This window comes from Pseudomonas sp. K5002 (genome assembly GCF_013386655.1).
Lineage (GTDB): Bacteria > Pseudomonadota > Gammaproteobacteria > Pseudomonadales > Pseudomonadaceae > Aquipseudomonas.
In genome coordinates this window covers 1-14,940 of record NZ_JACARK010000480.1, presented here as the reverse complement: position 1 = coordinate 14,940, position 14,940 = coordinate 1, and the positions used below count along the sequence as shown (strand labels likewise).

Genomic DNA, 14,940 nt, shown 5'->3' with positions numbered 1-14,940 from the left:
TCGCGCAGGGCGTTGGTGCCGACGATCCGCACGGCGCCCGGGGGCATGCCGTTGATCAGTTGGGCAAAGCGCTTCAGGCAATCGAGCCCGCGCTGCATGGATTCTTCATTGAGCTGACGCTCGTCGTCGATCCCGGCAGCCAGCTGCACTTTCTCGCCGAGCCGCTCAAGGATGCGGATTTCGCCGTTCTGGGCCTTGGCCACGACCATGTGAAAGCTGTTGGAGCCCAGGTCGATGGCGGCGATCAGGGACAGATTCTTGGCTTGGGATTGCGGCATGGTTAAGGGGTCTCGGTCGATAACCTCGCCATCGTGCCACGATCAACCGCTGACGCCAACGCGTAGTGCTTCCGGAATTCGCTCATCGGTGTCTTGGAGGAAAATCTGCAGGATATGTAGGGCGATTCTTGATGCGCCTGGCGATTGTTCCGTAGGGCAAGTGGAGTAACGGAAATCTCCAGCTTTAATAGGCTTCCTGAATATGCCTACATGGCTGGGTTATTTGTTCCAGTCGATAATTAAGTCAGGACTACTGCAAGGATGATCTAAGGGGACATTGTTTTTTTACCGCTCTGACACTAGTTCAGGCGTCGTCTCATTCTTTCTTCGGGTGTTTACGAGAGAGACTGTCACTCGGCAATTAAGCCGTGGTGTTAACTATTTGTAGTTTGCCTATCAAGGTTGATAGCAGTTGGGCATGGAATAGCCCGGCGAACCACATGCACCTGAGAACTTCAGTGACAGGATGAACATGAACAGAACATTTGGTTTGGCAATAGTGGTCGTTGGCCTGGCGGTAAGCATGGGTGCTCAAGCAAATACAAGTGGTGCCGGGAACCTGAGAGTCACCGGAACCATTAAACCAGCTGCATGCACGGTAAACCTCGGCGCCACAGGCGGCACCGTTGATTACGGTACGATCAATGCGTCGAGCATTCCGCTGACCTCTTTCTATCCTCTGCCGGAAAAGTCGCTGCCGTTAAACGTCAACTGTGGTGCGGCGGCTGCCCAGATGGCACTGTCCGTTACTGACTCACAAACAAACAGTGTCGTAAGGGGGATCCTGGGAACCGGCTTCACCGACAACCACAACTTTGGCCTTGGCGCGGTCGGAACCAGGAATACCGGTGGCTATTCGATCAGGCTCGCCACCTTGACCACTGTCGGCGCTGCGCTGTACCCGCTTAGAAGGACAAGCTCCGGCGGTGCCTGGAGCACCAGTGACGGCAAGGTCGAAAAATCTCCTTACCAGCACTCCTGGAGCCGTAATAACAACACAACTCCAGCCGCGGTCTCTTCCGTTACCGGCACTCTCGTAGTCAAGGCTGTGATCAATCGCGGCGATGCACTGGATCTCAGCAGGGATATTCAATTGAATGGAGCTGCTACTTTGGTAGTAACTCGAATCTAACTCTATAAACATGGCCAGCATTTAGCAGGCGGTCGCGCACCGTGGCTTCGTGCTGGCTCTTTATATGCGTATAGGTATTTCGTGATTGTCAACGGTGCGTTATCTGGTTGCGGGTAGAGTTCGATGAGTCGTCTTTTAAATACAGTTAATGCTCTGTTCTGGTGTGCGAATCTTTATTTTTTAGTTTCTGGCAGTGTAAGAGCGGATGGAATGGAGCCGGAAACATCCGTTGTTATTCTTTATGAAGAGAACGGTGAAGCGACGATCAACGTAAAAAATACGGACGCTGGCCCTGCTTTACTTCACACAGTCATTCAAAACGTCCCGGAAGATCCGGAGACACTCTTGATCGTTACGCCTCCTATCGCCCGTGTCGAACCGGGCGAAACACAACTTGTGCGGTTTATCAGTACCTTGAAGCAGCCGCTCAAGACCCAGCGATTGAAGCGTGTCACCTTTGAAGGTATTCCGCAGGCGCGCGCCGAAGGGCGCTCGACCATTGGAGTGACCATTCGACAGGACTTACCGCTGATCCTGCATCCCCAGGGCTTGCCGCGGCATCAGGAGCCATGGAAGTTGCTGAAGTGGAAGCTGCGGGGAAATCGGCTGACGGTTCATAACGACAGTGCCTACGTGGTCCGGATGGGGCTGGAGGTACACCTGCTGCCGTCGAGGCACCCGGCGATATTGCCGCGCACCTATATCCTGCCTGGCGAAGTGTTATCGACCCGCATCGAAGAGGCGGTGGCCCAGGTCAGTGGTGTCGAGATTCAACCGGCGACGGTCTACGGGTATTCGGCAACCGCCTACGAAGCCTCCGTTGTTGTCGAGGCGGGTTGAGCGGTCTATGAGAAATGCTACCCATGCAAACGATTGGAGCCTCTCTGTACGACCCATTCGAACCTCGGTTTCCCGGACTTGTATCGGCCTGGCAACGCTGTGGAGCCTTCCCGCCTACGCGCTGGAGCTCGGATCGGGTTTTGATCTGGCGGTCTTGTCGGCGAACGGGATCGACCCGAAGGTTGCCCATTATTTTCGCAGTGCTGCGCGATTCCGCGAGGGCGTGCACGTGGTGGGGCTGCAGGTCAACGGCACCTCATTGGGCCTGGTGGAGGCACGCTTCGATTACCAGGGGCAGTTGTGTTTTACCCCGGTCCTGCTGGACAAGGCCGGGTTGCGGTTGCCAGCCGCGATTATTCGGCCGGGCATTGCGCCCGATCAGGCGTGTCATGACTTTCTCGGTGCTTACCCCGCGACCATCGTCAAGTTGCGCCCCGGCAGCGATGAGGTATCGCTGGTGGTGCCTACTCAGTCAATGCGCGAGGCCGAATGGGATGTCGGCAGTTTCTCCCAGGGCGGCACGGCAGCCTTGTTCAATTACGATGTGCAGGGGTTCGAAGAGCGCTTCAACAGCGGCTCTTCCCGCTCGGTTTCGGCCTACACCGAGGCGGGATTCAATATCGGCAACTGGATCGTCCGAAGCCGCCAATTCTTCGTCTCCGATAACGGCAAGCGCAGCAGCGAGCATGTGAATGCCTACGCCCAGCGCGATTTCGCGCCCCTGAAGTCGACCTTCCAGGTCGGGCAGATTTCCAGCAACAACCCGGTGTTCGGTGGGTTACAGCTGTCGGGTTTCCAGCTCTCGCCGGATGGCCAATCGCGCAGTCCGGGTGGCAGCAGCGTGGTGGTCGAAGGTTTGGCCCAGAGCCCATCCCGGGTCGAGGTGCGCCAGGCCGGGGTGTTGATCCATACCACACTGGTACCGGAAGGCCCGTTCACGTTGACCGGATTACCCATACTCAATGGCACCAGCGATCTTGAGGTCAGTGTCATTGGCACTCGCGGTGGCAGGCATGGGTTCACCGTCCCTGCCGCGTCCTTTGCGGGGGCGGTACCGATAGAGCCCGGTTATTACTTCTCCCTGGGCAAGGTGCGCGGGGCAAATCCGGGTGCCGGGGAGCCTCCGGTCGTGGCGATGGGCAGTGGGACCTGGGGATTGGGGCGCAACTCGTCACTGGGATTCGGCCTGTTGAGTACCGACGAATACCAGGCGGCGGGTGGCGTGTGGAGCAGTGTTTTTTTCCAGCACCTTTCGGTTGGCGTGCGCCAGAACCTGTCTCGCGATGGCCGGGACGAAGTTACTGGGGCTCGCAGCTCAGTCACCGTGGGAAGTCCGCTGTTCGCCGGCATTGAAATGACGTCGAGTGCCACTACCCAGACGCGGGATTATCGCGAAGTACTGGAAGTGGGGCAGTCGACGCGGCGTGACCAGCGGGATGCCCGCTTCAAGGACCAATACACGGTAGGTTTGAGTTGGGTCGACCCGTCCCTGGGAGGCTTTTCCGTCAGTTATTCCCGCAGCTCGCAATTTGATGATCGCTCCGCCGAACACGTCTTTGCCTCATGGAACCAGCAGTTCAATGGCACCCAGGTGGCTTTGATTGCGGATTCCCGGGTGGGCGGCTCTCGACCGCGCAAGGTCAAGAACACCGTTCGAGACGAGCGCAGCGATGTGTCGGATAAGGGGCTTTCGCTTCGGTTGCAGGTCACCGTGCCGTTCGGTGGGGATCGCCGCGTCACCTCGTATGCCAGTCGGCGGGGCGACAGGTTCGATCTTGGGACCGCCTTCAGCGATCGGGTCAACGACTATGTGAACTATGAAGTGGGGGTTGCGCGTGAGCAGGCGAGCCGTACACAGGCTGTTCACGCCCGCGTGAATGCCATGCCGCGTTACACCCAGATAGGGTTGGGTGTGCGACATGATTCATTGAGCACCGGGTATACCGGCCAATTGCAGGGCGGCGTGGTGGTCCACGACAGAGGCATGACGTTCTCGCCCTATGCCGTCCAGGACACCTTTGGAATTGTCTCTGTGGGTAATGTCGGGGCAGCCAAGGTTTCGACGCCGCAGGGGCCGGTCTGGACTGACTACCGCGGGCAGGCGGTGATCGCCAGCCTGCCTGCCTACCGCAGCAGCAATGTCGAGGTGCAAACCCAATCCCTGCCCAAGCGCATCGATCTGAAAAACGGCACCAAGGTCCTTGCGGCCGGACGCGGTTCTTTCAACACGATCGATTTCGAAGTAGTGAAAGTGCGCCGTGTATTGCTTGAGGTCCGTGACGCGCAGGGCCAACCCTTGCCCCAGGGAGCCTCGGTTTTCGACAGCAACAATGCTTTCCTGACCAGCGTCGTGGGCGAGGGCATGGTCTTCCTTAACAGCCTGGATGAGTCGCGAGCGCTGAACATCTCCTTGCCAGATTCAAGCACCTGCTTGTTGCAACTGAACCTTGAGCCAGAATCCAATGACGACAAATTCTATGAAACAGGTTCGGCGCTCTGCCGTACCCTCTGAGCCGGTGGGGCCTTTTGACGGTGGACGCCTGCGTCATGGGCTTATCCTTTACCTGCTGCTGTTTGTCGTGGTGTTGGCCAATGAGGCGCGGGCAGATAACTGCCAGGTGTCCTTGAGCCAGCCCCGGGTTGATTACGGTCTGGTTCGCCAGGCCGAGCGGGGCGACCCACAGATCGCGCTGGGCAAGCGCACGCTTCGCCTGAACATGGCCTGTGAGGCGCCTGTATCCATGGCGCTGCGCTTTACGGGCGTACCCGCAGGCCTGGAGGGCTTTCGGTTTGGGCGACAGGGGCATTTCACCCTGAGCCTGCAGTCCGCTCAAATCGATGGAAAATCCGTTGAGCTGGTAATGTCGCACCTGTCTGAAGAGCCGGCGACCGGACGATTGCTGCCGGGCCATAGGCTTGTTGCACACGTAGCGGGTATGCCGGTGCATGGGCGCCGCTTCACCGCCCTGGTCAACGTCGAGACCTTCCTGCCTGCGGCTTTGCTGGCCGTCAGGGATGAAACGACATTTGAGGGGCAGGGCGGTTTTGAGTGGGCGCCCGGGGCCTGATGCCTCAGTCCGTGCGCTCCACCGAACCGATGAAGTTGGCCAGCTCGGCGGTCTGCGGATTGGCAAACAGGATTTTCGGGTCGCCCACTTCATGCACCTTGCCCTGGTGCATGAACACCAGCTTGTCACCCACTTCCCGGGCAAAACGCATCTCATGGGTGACCATGATCAGTGTCATGCCATCCTTGGCCAGTTGGCGCACTACGCTGAGCACTTCGTTGACCAGCTCCGGGTCCAGGGCCGAGGTGATTTCATCGCACAGCAGCACTTTGGGCGACATCGCCAGAGCCCGGGCGATTGCTACCCGCTGCTGCTGGCCGCCGGACAAACGATCGGGGAACGCGTCGAACTTCTCCCCCAGCCCAACGCGCTCAAGCATCTGTCGCGCCAATTGTGCGGCCTTGGCTTTCGGCACTTTCTGCACCACTTGCGGCGCAAGCATGACGTTTTCGCCCACCGTCAGGTGTGGGAACAGGTTGAACTGCTGGAACACCATGCCGACTTTCTGCCGCAGGGTGCGCAGGTCGGCGCGGGCGGCGTCGAGGTATTCGCCGTCGACTTCGATCACGCCGTCGTTGATCGACTCCAGGCCATTGAGGGTGCGCAGCAGGGTGGATTTGCCCGAGCCGCTACGACCGATGATTGCCACCACCTGGCCTTCTTCGACACTCAGGTCGATGCCCTTGAGGACGTGGTGATCGCCGTAATACTTATGCAGGGCGGAAATTCTAAGCAGAGGCATGCAGTCTCCTTTCCAGGTAGCGCGCACTGAGGGACAAGGGGTAGCAGAGCAGGAAGTAACCCAGCGCCACCAGGCCATAGACCATGAAGGGTTCGAAGGTAGCGTTGGCGAGCATGCCGCCGGTCTTGGTCAGCTCGGTGAAGCCGATGATCGAGGTCACGGCGGTGCCCTTGACCACTTGCACCGAGAAACCCACGGTTGGCGCCACGGCAATGCGCAGGGCCTGGGGCAGGATCACGTAGCGCAATTGCTCCAGCGGGTTCAGGGCCAGGCTCGCGGACGCCTCCCATTGGCCGTGGGCGATGGAGTCGACGCAGCCACGCCAGATTTCGGCCAGGTAGGCGCTGGTGAACAGGGTCAAGGCAATCGCCGCCGCCAGCCAGGGCGAAATGTCCACGCCGAGCAAGGCGATGCCGAAGAACACCAGGAACAGTTGCATCAACAGCGGCGTGCCCTGGAACAGCTCGATATAGGTGCGGGCGACATTGCGCGGGAACGCCTTGGTGCTGATGCGCATAGTCATCACCAGCAAGCCGATCACGCCGCCGCCGATGAACGCCACAAGCGACAGCAGCAAGGTCCACTGCAAACCGGTGAGCAGGTTGCGCACGATGTCCCAGAACGAAAAATCACTCATCGGGCGTTCCTCATGACATAGCGCCGGCCGATCCAGTTCAGCAATTGGCGGATCATCAACGCCATGCACAGGTAGACCAGGGTCGTCAGCGCATAGGTTTCAAAGGCGCGGAAGTTGCGCGACTGGATAAAGTTGGCGGCAAAGCTCAGTTCCTCGGTGGCGATCTGCGAGCAGACCGCCGAGCCGAGCATCACGATGATGATCTGGCTGCTCAGGGCCGGCCAGACCTTGCCCAGCGCGGGCAGCAACACCACATGGCGGAACGCCTCGAAACGTGTCATCGCCAGCGCGGCCGCCGCTTCCAGTTGCCCGCGGGGGATCGCCTGGATCCCGGCGCGGATGATCTCGGTGGAGTACGCCCCCAGGTTGATCACCATCGCCAGCACTGCCGCCTGCCATTCGGTGATTTTCAGGCCGAGGGACGGCAGGCCGAAGAAGATGAAAAACAACTGCACCAGGAACGGCGTGTTGCGGATCAACTCGACGTACACGCCGAAGATCCAACTGAACGGCTGGATCTTCCACGCCCGCACCACGGCGCCGACGATTCCCAGCGCCACGCCCAGTACTGCACCGATGGCGGTCAGTTCAAGTGTGAACAGCGCGCCGCGCAGCAACAGATCGGTATTGGCCAGGACCGGCACAAAGTCGAATTGATAGGCCATAGGCTAATCCTCGTTACCGCGCTCAGAGATCAGCCGGCAGCGGCTCTTTGAGCCACTGCAATGCATTCTTTTCCAGGCTGCCGTCGGCCTTGGCCGCGACCAGGATCTGGTTCACCTTGTCCAGCAGCGCCGGCTCGTTCTTGTTCACGCCCACGTACACCGGCGAGTCCTTGAGCTTCACTTTCAGTGCCGGCACGCGCTTGGGGTTGCGTTCGCTGATGGCCACCATCACCACGTTGCCGCTGGCGATCAGGTCCACCTGGCCGGCGAGGTAGGCGGCGATGGTCGAGTTGTTGTCTTCAAAGCGCTTGATCGTCGCCTCTTTAGGCGCCACGGCGGTCAGCTCGATGTCTTCGATGGCGCCACGGGTCACGCTGATGGTTTTGCCCTTGAGGTCGTCAACGGTGCTGATCGGCGCATCGGGAGGGCCGAATACGGCGAGGTAGAAGGGCGCGTAGGCCTTGGAGAAGTCGATGACCTTCTCGCGCTCGGCGTTCTTGCCCAGGCTGGAAATCACCAGGTCGACCTTGCCGGTGGTGAGGAACGGGATGCGGTTGGTGCTGTTGACCGGGGTCAGTTCAAGCTTGACCTTGAGCTGGTCGGCCAAAAGCTTTGCGGTGTCGATGTCCAGGCCGCGGGGCTTCATGTCCGGGCCGACCGAGCCGAACGGCGGGAAATCCTGGGGCACGGCCACCTTGAGGGTGCCACGGGCGACGATATCGTCCAGACCGTTGGCCTGGGCGGGCGCCTGGCTCAGCATCAGGCTGGCAAACAGGGCAGTGAGCAGGGCGCTGCAACGCTTGGTCATGGCGACTCTCCGAAAAGGACGAAAGGATTTTCCGGTTTTTGCCAGTGCACAGCCCATGCCAGCACCGCCGTATTTCGCGCCAGAGCCGGTGGCTGTTGAGTCTTGGCGGTCTTACTGGTCTGAACAGTTACTGGGTTTTCTGCACCCTTTTCGAGCGCCGTCAAAACCGCGCGAGCCCCTTTGGGGCGTGGCTTGCCGGGCGCTGCGAATAGCTTTACAACTAGCCGCTCAGTTGACTGGAAACCTGAGTTTCTTATGAATTCCATCGCCCAAGCCGTACCGGAAGTGGCGCTACAGGCCATCCGCAAATTGATCGCTGACGAGGGCTTCGGGCCGGGTGATGCGTTGCCCTCCCAGCGCGACCTGGCGCTGCAATTGGGCGTGAGCCGGGCCTCTTTGCGTGAAGCCTTGTCGTCCCTCAGTGCCTTGGGCGTGGTAAGTGTGCAGCCGGGCAAAGGCGTGTTCGTGCAAGCGGCCGAAGAGCTGCCGGGGTTGGCCTGGCCGTTTACGGCACAGGCGACGCCGCTGGATATCTTTCAACTGCGCTACGCCCTGGAAGGTTTTGCGGCGGGGCTGGCGGCGGTGACGCTGACCACCGGGGAGTTGGACATCCTGGAAGATAACGTCGAGGCGATGCGCAAGGAGCTGAAGGCCGGTGATTTCGAGGCAGCCGCCCGGCTGGACTTCGAATTCCACCGGCGCATCCTGCTGGCCAGCGGCAATCAGGCGATGGTGAGCATCCTCAGCGCCAGTGCCGAGGTGTTCCTGGAGAGCCAGAAACTACCGTTCATCCGGCCGGAGCGGGCCATGGAGACCTGGCAGGAGCACCGCAAGGTCCTCCGTGCCCTGGCCCGACGCGCCAGCGGGGCGGCGCAGAAAAGCATGCAGGAACATGTGCGTAACGCGGCGTTGCGTACAGGGATTGCCTTCATCACTCCCGTAACCCCATGAGTTGGGCTATACCCAAACTCATGCGCCATCATAGGAAGAGTCAATCAGCTGCAGCTTCCTGAACGCGGGAAGGGCGGCTATGATGGGCAACGTTTTTTTTGCTTACAACCCGGAGACATCCATGAGCAACGATCTTATCAAGCACGTCACCGACGCGACCTTCGAGGCCGAAGTACTGAAGGCCCAGGGCCCGGTGCTGGTTGACTACTGGGCTGAGTGGTGCGGTCCTTGCAAAATGATCGCTCCGGTCCTGGACGACATTGCCACCACTTACGAAGGCAAGTTGACCATTGCCAAGCTGAACATCGATGACAACCAGGAAACTCCGGCCAAGCACGGCGTGCGTGGTATCCCGACCCTGATGCTGTTCAAGAACGGCAACGTCGAGGCCACCAAGGTCGGCGCGCTGTCGAAGTCCCAGCTGCAAGCTTTCCTCGACGCCAATATCTAAGCGTCCTCAAAAAGCCCCGCAATTTGCGGGGCTTTTTCGTGAAACAGGGCTAGACGCTCTGAAACTCAGGTGGTACATTCGGCCCCGCACTGGTTTCTCCACTGCCCCCTGCAAGCCGTCGCCGACGCTCTCCTTTTCGATTAGTACGCGATCCTGTCGCCTTCTCTGCGGCGCGGCCTCATTAAGCCAAAAGCTTAATTTCCCCCCCTCCATAAATGATTACGTCATTCCTATATGAATCTGACTGAACTCAAGCAAAAGCCGATTACCGAACTGCTCGAATTGGCCGAACAGATGGGCATAGAAAATATGGCCCGTTCGCGCAAGCAGGACGTGATTTTCTCCCTGCTGAAAAAGCACGCGAAAAGCGGCGAGGAAATCTCCGGTGATGGCGTGCTGGAGATTCTCCAGGACGGCTTCGGCTTCCTCCGCTCTGCAGACGCTTCCTATCTCGCCGGCCCAGACGATATCTACGTCTCGCCGAGCCAGATCCGTCGCTTCAACTTGCGCACCGGTGACACCATCGTTGGCAAGATCCGCCCTCCAAAGGAAGGCGAGCGTTATTTCGCTCTGCTCAAGGTCGACACGATCAACTACGATCGTCCCGAGAACGCGAAAAACAAGATTCTCTTCGAGAACCTGACGCCGCTGTTCCCGACCGTGCGCATGAAGATGGAAGCCGGCAACGGTTCCACCGAAGACTTGACCGGTCGTGTCATCGACCTGTGTGCCCCGATCGGCAAAGGCCAGCGCGGCCTGATCGTGGCCCCGCCGAAAGCCGGCAAGACCATCATGCTGCAGAACATCGCAGCGAACATCGCCCGTAATAACCCTGAAGTTCACCTGATCGTGTTGCTGATCGATGAGCGTCCGGAAGAAGTAACCGAAATGCAGCGCACCGTGCGCGGCGAAGTGGTTGCCTCGACGTTCGATGAGCCGCCAACCCGCCACGTGCAGGTTGCCGAAATGGTGATCGAGAAGGCCAAGCGCCTGGTCGAACACAAGAAAGACGTGGTGATCCTGCTCGACTCCATCACCCGTCTGGCCCGTGCCTACAACACCGTGATCCCAAGCTCCGGCAAGGTGCTCACCGGTGGTGTCGATGCCCACGCCCTGGAGAAACCGAAACGTTTCTTCGGCGCTGCGCGGAACATCGAAGAAGGCGGCTCGCTGACCATCATCGCCACCGCACTGGTTGAAACCGGTTCGAAGATGGATGAAGTGATCTACGAAGAGTTTAAAGGTACCGGCAACATGGAACTGCCTTTGGACCGTCGTATCGCCGAGAAGCGGGTGTTCCCGGCCATCAACATCAACCGTTCCGGCACGCGCCGCGAAGAGTTGCTGACCGCCGATGACGAACTGCAGCGCATGTGGATCCTGCGCAAGCTGCTGCACCCGATGGACGAAGTTGCGGCCATCGAGTTCCTGATCGACAAGCTGAAAACCACCAAGACCAACGACGAGTTCTTCCTGTCGATGAAGCGCAAGTAACACGACGCTTCGGTCAAAAAGGATGGCGCCCCATGGGGCGCCATTTTTTTTGTTTCTGGAAAAGGAGGTTTGGCTTTAGTGTGTGTCTGTTTAGAAACAAACTCGCGTGTGTGACTACACTCGCTGTCCATCCGATCAGGCAAATTACAAGATTTTATGACCATTCTCGCTTATCGCAGGGACATTGACGGCCTGCGTGCCATAGCTGTGCTCGCTGTTGTGCTGTTTCATTTTGGTGTACCGGGCTTTACCGGCGGCTTTGTCGGCGTCGACGTGTTTTTCGTGATCTCCGGCTACTTGATCACCTCGATCATCTGGCGCGAGCGTGAGGCCGGCCGTTTCAGTTTTGTCAGCTTCTGGGCCAGGCGAGCGCGGCGTATCCTGCCGGCACTGTTCGTGATGATGCTCGGCGCGCTGGTGGTGGGCTGGTTCCTGCTGGCGCCAAAGGATTACAGCGAGTTGGGGCGCTCGATACATAACCAGGTGGTGTTTATCTCCAACCTGTTTTTCATGCGTCAGGACGGTTACTTTGATGTGGCCTCCGATATCAAACCGTTGCTGCATACCTGGTCATTGTCGGTTGAAGAACAGTTCTACATCCTCTTCCCACTGCTGCTGACACTGCTGTCGAGCCGGCTCAAATATTGGCGCACGGCGCTGTTCGTGTTGTTGCTGGTGTCATTCGGCATGAGTACATGGGCGGTGGCCCACGCTCCGGAACGAGCCTTTTTCCTGCTGCAGATGCGTGCCTGGGAGCTGTTGGCGGGCGCAATGCTGGCGGTAATGCCGGTACGCGAGTACCGCGCCAGCCCGGCGTTGGCGCAGGCCGTCAGCCTTGCCGGCCTCGGCCTGATCCTGCTGGCGGTCTTCGCGTATGACCCGAGCACGCCGTTTCCCGGCGCCGCAGCGCTGTTGCCGGTGGTGGGCGTGGTCTGCCTGATTTGGGCCAACGGCCAGCAAACTACCCTGACGAGCAAGCTGCTGGGTAGCCGCTTGCTGGTGGGGATTGGCCTGATCTCCTACTCCTGGTACCTGTGGCACTGGCCGGTGTACGTGTTTGGCAAGTACGCCAGTGTCGACGGGCTGGGCCCGTGGGAGCTTGGTGCACTGTTTGTGTTGAGCCTGGTGCTGGGTTATGCGTCCTGGCGGTTTGTCGAGGCGCCGTTCCGTGAACGTCGGCTGTTGGCAGGGCGCAAGCAAATCCTGGTGGCGGCGGGTATCGCGCTGCTTGGGGTGGGACTGCTCGGCAAAGGCCTGGTCATGACGAAGGGCTTGCCTTGGCGCCTGTCGCCCGAGGCGCTGCAATTTGCCCAGGCGCGCGAGTGGAGCCCGGACCTTATGGCCTGCCTGGTGGATGGTGGGAAAAATCGCCACCATGGATTTTGTCATTTCGGGCCTCAGTCCGCGCCGACGCGCGCGCTGGTCTGGGGCGATAGCCATGCCACGGCGCTGGTTCCGGCGTTGCGAGACGGCGCCAGCAAGTACGGTGTCAGCGTCACGCAGGCAGGTTATGCCGGTTGCCTGCCGTTTAATCGCAAGGAAAGCGTTCCGGGCTGCTTGACCTTTAACCAGCAGGTCACGCAACTGCTCGGCAAGGAAACCTTTAGCGACGTGGTGCTGGTGGCGCGCTGGAGCCTGTATGTCTATGGGCAGCGCGATGGTGACACCGAGGCTTCGTTGCTGGACCCGGCGACCGGAACCTATGACCGCGCCTTCGCCGAGCGGCGCTTCGCTGAAAGTCTGGGCGCCCTTGTGCAGCAATTGCGCGCCAGCGGCCATCGGGTGTGGCTGGTCAAGGAAGTCCCCCTGCAGGAATTCAGTCCGCCTTACCGCCTGAGTCGCCTGGCGATGCTCGGCCGGCCCACCGACAAAGAAGGCATGCCCCTGGATGAGCACCTCCAGCGCCAGGCCTATATCAGCAGCGTATTCGAGCGCATGGCGGCGGCTGATCCCGGGGTAAAGGTAATGGATCCGGCGCCCAAGTTATGCAGTGCGAATGACTGGTGCCGGGTGGAACTGGACGGTCAGTCGCTGTACACCGACGACAATCACCTCTCGGCGGTTGGTTCGCGGTATGTCGAGGCGTTTCTTGAACCCTTGTTCAAAGCCTTGCGCGATGAAACCCAGGCATCGGCTCTTTGAGTCTGTGTCGTCGGCAATGCTGCTCAATAAGCTGCCAGCGACCGTAAGAGCAGGTAGGATGTACGCCTATTTTACGGGTGGCATGGTTAATGAAATTCAAGGATCTTCGGGATTTCGTGCAGCAACTTGAGCAGCGCGGAGAGTTGAAACGTATCCAGGTGCCGATTTCCCCGGTCCTGGAGATGACTGAGATTTGCGACCGCACCTTGCGCAACAAGGGCCCGGCGCTGCTGTTCGAAAACCCGGTGGGCTTTGATATCCCGGTGCTCGGCAACCTGTTCGGCACTCCCGACCGCGTGGCGTTTGGCATGGGCGCCGAGTCGGTCAGCGAACTGCGCGAGATCGGCAAGCTGCTGGCCTTCCTCAAGGAACCCGAGCCACCCAAGGGGCTCAAGGACGCCTGGTCGAAGCTGCCCATCTTCCGCAAGATCATCGCCATGGCCCCCAAGGTCGTGAAAGACGCGGTTTGCCAGGAAATGGTGATCGAAGGCGAGGATGTCGACCTCGGCATGCTCCCCGTGCAGACCTGCTGGCCTGGCGACGTCGGCCCGCTGATCACCTGGGGCCTGACCGTCACCAAGGGCCCGAACAAGGACCGCCAGAACCTCGGCATCTACCGTCAGCAAGTGATCGGCCGCAACAAGGTCATCATGCGCTGGCTGAGCCACCGTGGCGGCGCCCTGGATTTCCGTGAGTGGTGCGAAAAGCATCCCGGCCAGCCATTCCCTGTTTCCGTGGCCCTGGGCGCCGACCCGGCGACCATCCTCGGCGCCGTCACGCCGGTGCCCGACAGCCTGTCCGAGTACGCTTTCGCCGGCCTGTTGCGCGGCAATCGCACTGAGCTGGTGAAATGCCGCGGTAACGACCTGCAAGTTCCGGCCACCGCCGAAATCATCCTCGAAGGCGTGATTCACCCGGGCGAGATGGCCGATGAAGGCCCCTACGGCGACCACACCGGCTACTACAACGAAGTCGACAGCTTCCCGGTGTTCACCGTCGAGCGCATCACCCACCGGATCAAGCCGATCTACCACAGCACCTACACCGGCCGCCCGCCGGATGAGCCGGCGATCCTCGGCGTGGCGTTGAACGAAGTGTTTGTGCCGATCCTGCAAAAGCAGTTTCCGGAAATCACTGATTTCTACCTGCCGCCCGAAGGCTGCTCGTATCGCATGGCCATCGTGACGATGAAGAAGTCGTACCCCGGCCACGCCAAGCGGGTAATGCTGGGTGTGTGGTCGTTTTTGCGACAGTTCATGTACACCAAGTTCGTTATTGTCACCGACGACGACATCAACGCCCGGGACTGGAACGACGTGATCTGGGCCATCACCACGCGTATGGACCCCAAGCGCGACACGGTGATGATCGACAACACGCCGATCGACTACCTCGACTTTGCTTCCCCGGTATCGGGCCTCGGCTCGAAAATGGGCCTGGACGCCACCCATAAATGGCCGGGTGAAACCACCCGCGAATGGGGCCGCGTGATCGTCAAGGACGAAGCGGTCACTGCCCGTGTCGATGCGCTCTGGAAAGAATTAGGAATAGATTGATGCGTGTAACCCTGCAGCCTTCCGGTGCGGTACTTGAACTGACGCCCGGCGAGCGGATCCTCGAGGGCGCGCGCCGCCTGGGCTACGATTGCCCCCAGGCCTGCCGCAATGGCGTGTGCCACGTGTGCGCGGCGCTGCTGGTGGAAGGCCGGGTGCAGCAAGCCGGTGAGGTGCGT

At 59.9% G+C, this 14,940-nt stretch carries 14 protein-coding genes and 1 pseudogene; 10 read left to right on the top strand and 5 right to left on the bottom strand.

What is annotated here, in order from left to right; all coding sequences use genetic code 11:
• Window positions 1–278: pseudogene (locus HX846_RS21090) on the bottom strand (exopolyphosphatase); the annotation flags it as partial.
• A 472-nt stretch (window positions 279–750) separates the two neighbouring features.
• On the opposite strand from HX846_RS21090, the gene HX846_RS21085 reads away from it, so the two are divergent.
• From HX846_RS21085 to HX846_RS21070, 4 genes are all read left to right on the top strand, one after another.
• Entirely contained in the window at window positions 751–1,410 is a 660-nt protein-coding gene (locus HX846_RS21085; protein ID WP_178966036.1) for a DUF1120 domain-containing protein, read from the top strand.
• A gap of 123 nt (window positions 1,411–1,533) precedes the next feature.
• Entirely contained in the window at window positions 1,534–2,250 is a 717-nt protein-coding gene (locus tag HX846_RS21080; RefSeq protein WP_207241471.1) for a fimbria/pilus chaperone family protein, read from the top strand.
• A gap of 7 nt (window positions 2,251–2,257) precedes the next feature.
• On the top strand, window positions 2,258–4,762 hold the full coding sequence (locus HX846_RS21075) for a fimbria/pilus outer membrane usher protein (protein ID WP_256739847.1): 2,505 nt from the start codon (window positions 2,258–2,260) through the stop codon (window positions 4,760–4,762).
• Entirely contained in the window at window positions 4,728–5,318 is a 591-nt protein-coding gene (locus HX846_RS21070; RefSeq protein WP_177122661.1) for a hypothetical protein, read from the top strand. Before HX846_RS21075 ends, HX846_RS21070 begins: the two co-directional genes overlap by 35 nt.
• Before the next feature lie 4 nt (window positions 5,319–5,322).
• On the opposite strand, the gene HX846_RS21065 is transcribed toward HX846_RS21070, so the two are convergent.
• Genes HX846_RS21065 through HX846_RS21050 form a run of 4 tightly spaced genes read right to left on the bottom strand, consistent with a single transcriptional unit; the run spans window position 5,323 to window position 8,170 of the window.
• Complete coding sequence (locus HX846_RS21065; protein WP_003213999.1) at window positions 5,323–6,060, bottom strand: amino acid ABC transporter ATP-binding protein; 738 nt, start codon at window positions 6,058–6,060, stop codon at window positions 5,323–5,325.
• Window positions 6,047–6,697: an amino acid ABC transporter permease gene (locus tag HX846_RS21060; RefSeq protein ID WP_003213996.1), complete on the bottom strand. Its 651-nt coding sequence runs from the start codon at window positions 6,695–6,697 to the stop codon at window positions 6,047–6,049. Before HX846_RS21060 ends, HX846_RS21065 begins: the two co-directional genes overlap by 14 nt.
• Complete coding sequence (locus HX846_RS21055; protein WP_003213995.1) at window positions 6,694–7,362, bottom strand: amino acid ABC transporter permease; 669 nt, start codon at window positions 7,360–7,362, stop codon at window positions 6,694–6,696. Before HX846_RS21055 ends, HX846_RS21060 begins: the two co-directional genes overlap by 4 nt.
• A 22-nt stretch (window positions 7,363–7,384) precedes the next feature.
• The gene (locus HX846_RS21050; protein WP_003213993.1) at window positions 7,385–8,170 is read right to left on the bottom strand and encodes a transporter substrate-binding domain-containing protein; all 786 of its coding nucleotides are present in this window, start codon (window positions 8,168–8,170) and stop codon (window positions 7,385–7,387) included.
• Window positions 8,171–8,425: 255 nt separating this feature from the next.
• Between HX846_RS21050 and HX846_RS21045 the strand changes: the two genes are divergently transcribed.
• The 6 genes from HX846_RS21045 to HX846_RS21020 all read left to right on the top strand — a co-directional run.
• Window positions 8,426–9,121: a FadR/GntR family transcriptional regulator gene (locus HX846_RS21045; RefSeq protein ID WP_003213991.1), complete on the top strand. Its 696-nt coding sequence runs from the start codon at window positions 8,426–8,428 to the stop codon at window positions 9,119–9,121.
• 121 nt (window positions 9,122–9,242) lie between these two features.
• Window positions 9,243–9,572, top strand: a complete 330-nt coding sequence (gene trxA, locus HX846_RS21040) for a thioredoxin TrxA (RefSeq protein WP_003213989.1) — start codon at window positions 9,243–9,245, stop codon at window positions 9,570–9,572.
• A 234-nt stretch (window positions 9,573–9,806) separates the two neighbouring features.
• Window positions 9,807–11,066, top strand: coding sequence for a transcription termination factor Rho (gene rho, locus HX846_RS21035; RefSeq protein ID WP_008438874.1), 1,260 nt, complete (start codon window positions 9,807–9,809; stop codon window positions 11,064–11,066).
• 156 nt (window positions 11,067–11,222) lie between these two features.
• Window positions 11,223–13,208, top strand: a complete 1,986-nt coding sequence (locus HX846_RS21030; RefSeq protein ID WP_177035325.1) for an acyltransferase family protein — start codon at window positions 11,223–11,225, stop codon at window positions 13,206–13,208.
• An 89-nt stretch (window positions 13,209–13,297) separates the two neighbouring features.
• Window positions 13,298–14,764 (top strand): 4-hydroxy-3-polyprenylbenzoate decarboxylase, encoded by a 1,467-nt coding sequence (gene ubiD / locus HX846_RS21025; RefSeq protein ID WP_178966034.1) that lies wholly within the window; start codon window positions 13,298–13,300, stop codon window positions 14,762–14,764.
• The coding region (locus HX846_RS21020; RefSeq protein ID WP_178966033.1) for a 2Fe-2S iron-sulfur cluster-binding protein at window positions 14,764–14,940 on the top strand (177 nt) is incomplete at its 3' end. The genes ubiD and HX846_RS21020, both read left to right, overlap by 1 nt.

What these genes read in the sequence shown, in the direction of transcription:
- ubiD (WP_178966034.1), top strand. Translation starts at nt 13,298, where the DNA reads ATGAAATTCAAGGATCTTCGGGATTTCGTGCAGCAACTTGAGCAGCGC.
- rho (WP_008438874.1), top strand. Translation starts at nt 9,807, where the DNA reads ATGAATCTGACTGAACTCAAGCAAAAGCCGATTACCGAACTGCTCGAA.
- HX846_RS21085 (WP_178966036.1), top strand. Translation starts at nt 751, where the DNA reads ATGAACAGAACATTTGGTTTGGCAATAGTGGTCGTTGGCCTGGCGGTA.
- HX846_RS21070 (WP_177122661.1), top strand. Translation starts at nt 4,728, where the DNA reads ATGAAACAGGTTCGGCGCTCTGCCGTACCCTCTGAGCCGGTGGGGCCT.
- HX846_RS21055 (WP_003213995.1), bottom strand. Translation starts at nt 7,362, where the DNA reads ATGGCCTATCAATTCGACTTTGTGCCGGTCCTGGCCAATACCGATCTG.
- HX846_RS21060 (WP_003213996.1), bottom strand. Translation starts at nt 6,697, where the DNA reads ATGAGTGATTTTTCGTTCTGGGACATCGTGCGCAACCTGCTCACCGGT.
- trxA (WP_003213989.1), top strand. Translation starts at nt 9,243, where the DNA reads ATGAGCAACGATCTTATCAAGCACGTCACCGACGCGACCTTCGAGGCC.
- HX846_RS21080 (WP_207241471.1), top strand. Translation starts at nt 1,534, where the DNA reads ATGAGTCGTCTTTTAAATACAGTTAATGCTCTGTTCTGGTGTGCGAAT.
- HX846_RS21075 (WP_256739847.1), top strand. Translation starts at nt 2,258, where the DNA reads ATGAGAAATGCTACCCATGCAAACGATTGGAGCCTCTCTGTACGACCC.
- HX846_RS21065 (WP_003213999.1), bottom strand. Translation starts at nt 6,060, where the DNA reads ATGCCTCTGCTTAGAATTTCCGCCCTGCATAAGTATTACGGCGATCAC.
- HX846_RS21050 (WP_003213993.1), bottom strand. Translation starts at nt 8,170, where the DNA reads ATGACCAAGCGTTGCAGCGCCCTGCTCACTGCCCTGTTTGCCAGCCTG.
- HX846_RS21030 (WP_177035325.1), top strand. Translation starts at nt 11,223, where the DNA reads ATGACCATTCTCGCTTATCGCAGGGACATTGACGGCCTGCGTGCCATA.
- HX846_RS21045 (WP_003213991.1), top strand. Translation starts at nt 8,426, where the DNA reads ATGAATTCCATCGCCCAAGCCGTACCGGAAGTGGCGCTACAGGCCATC.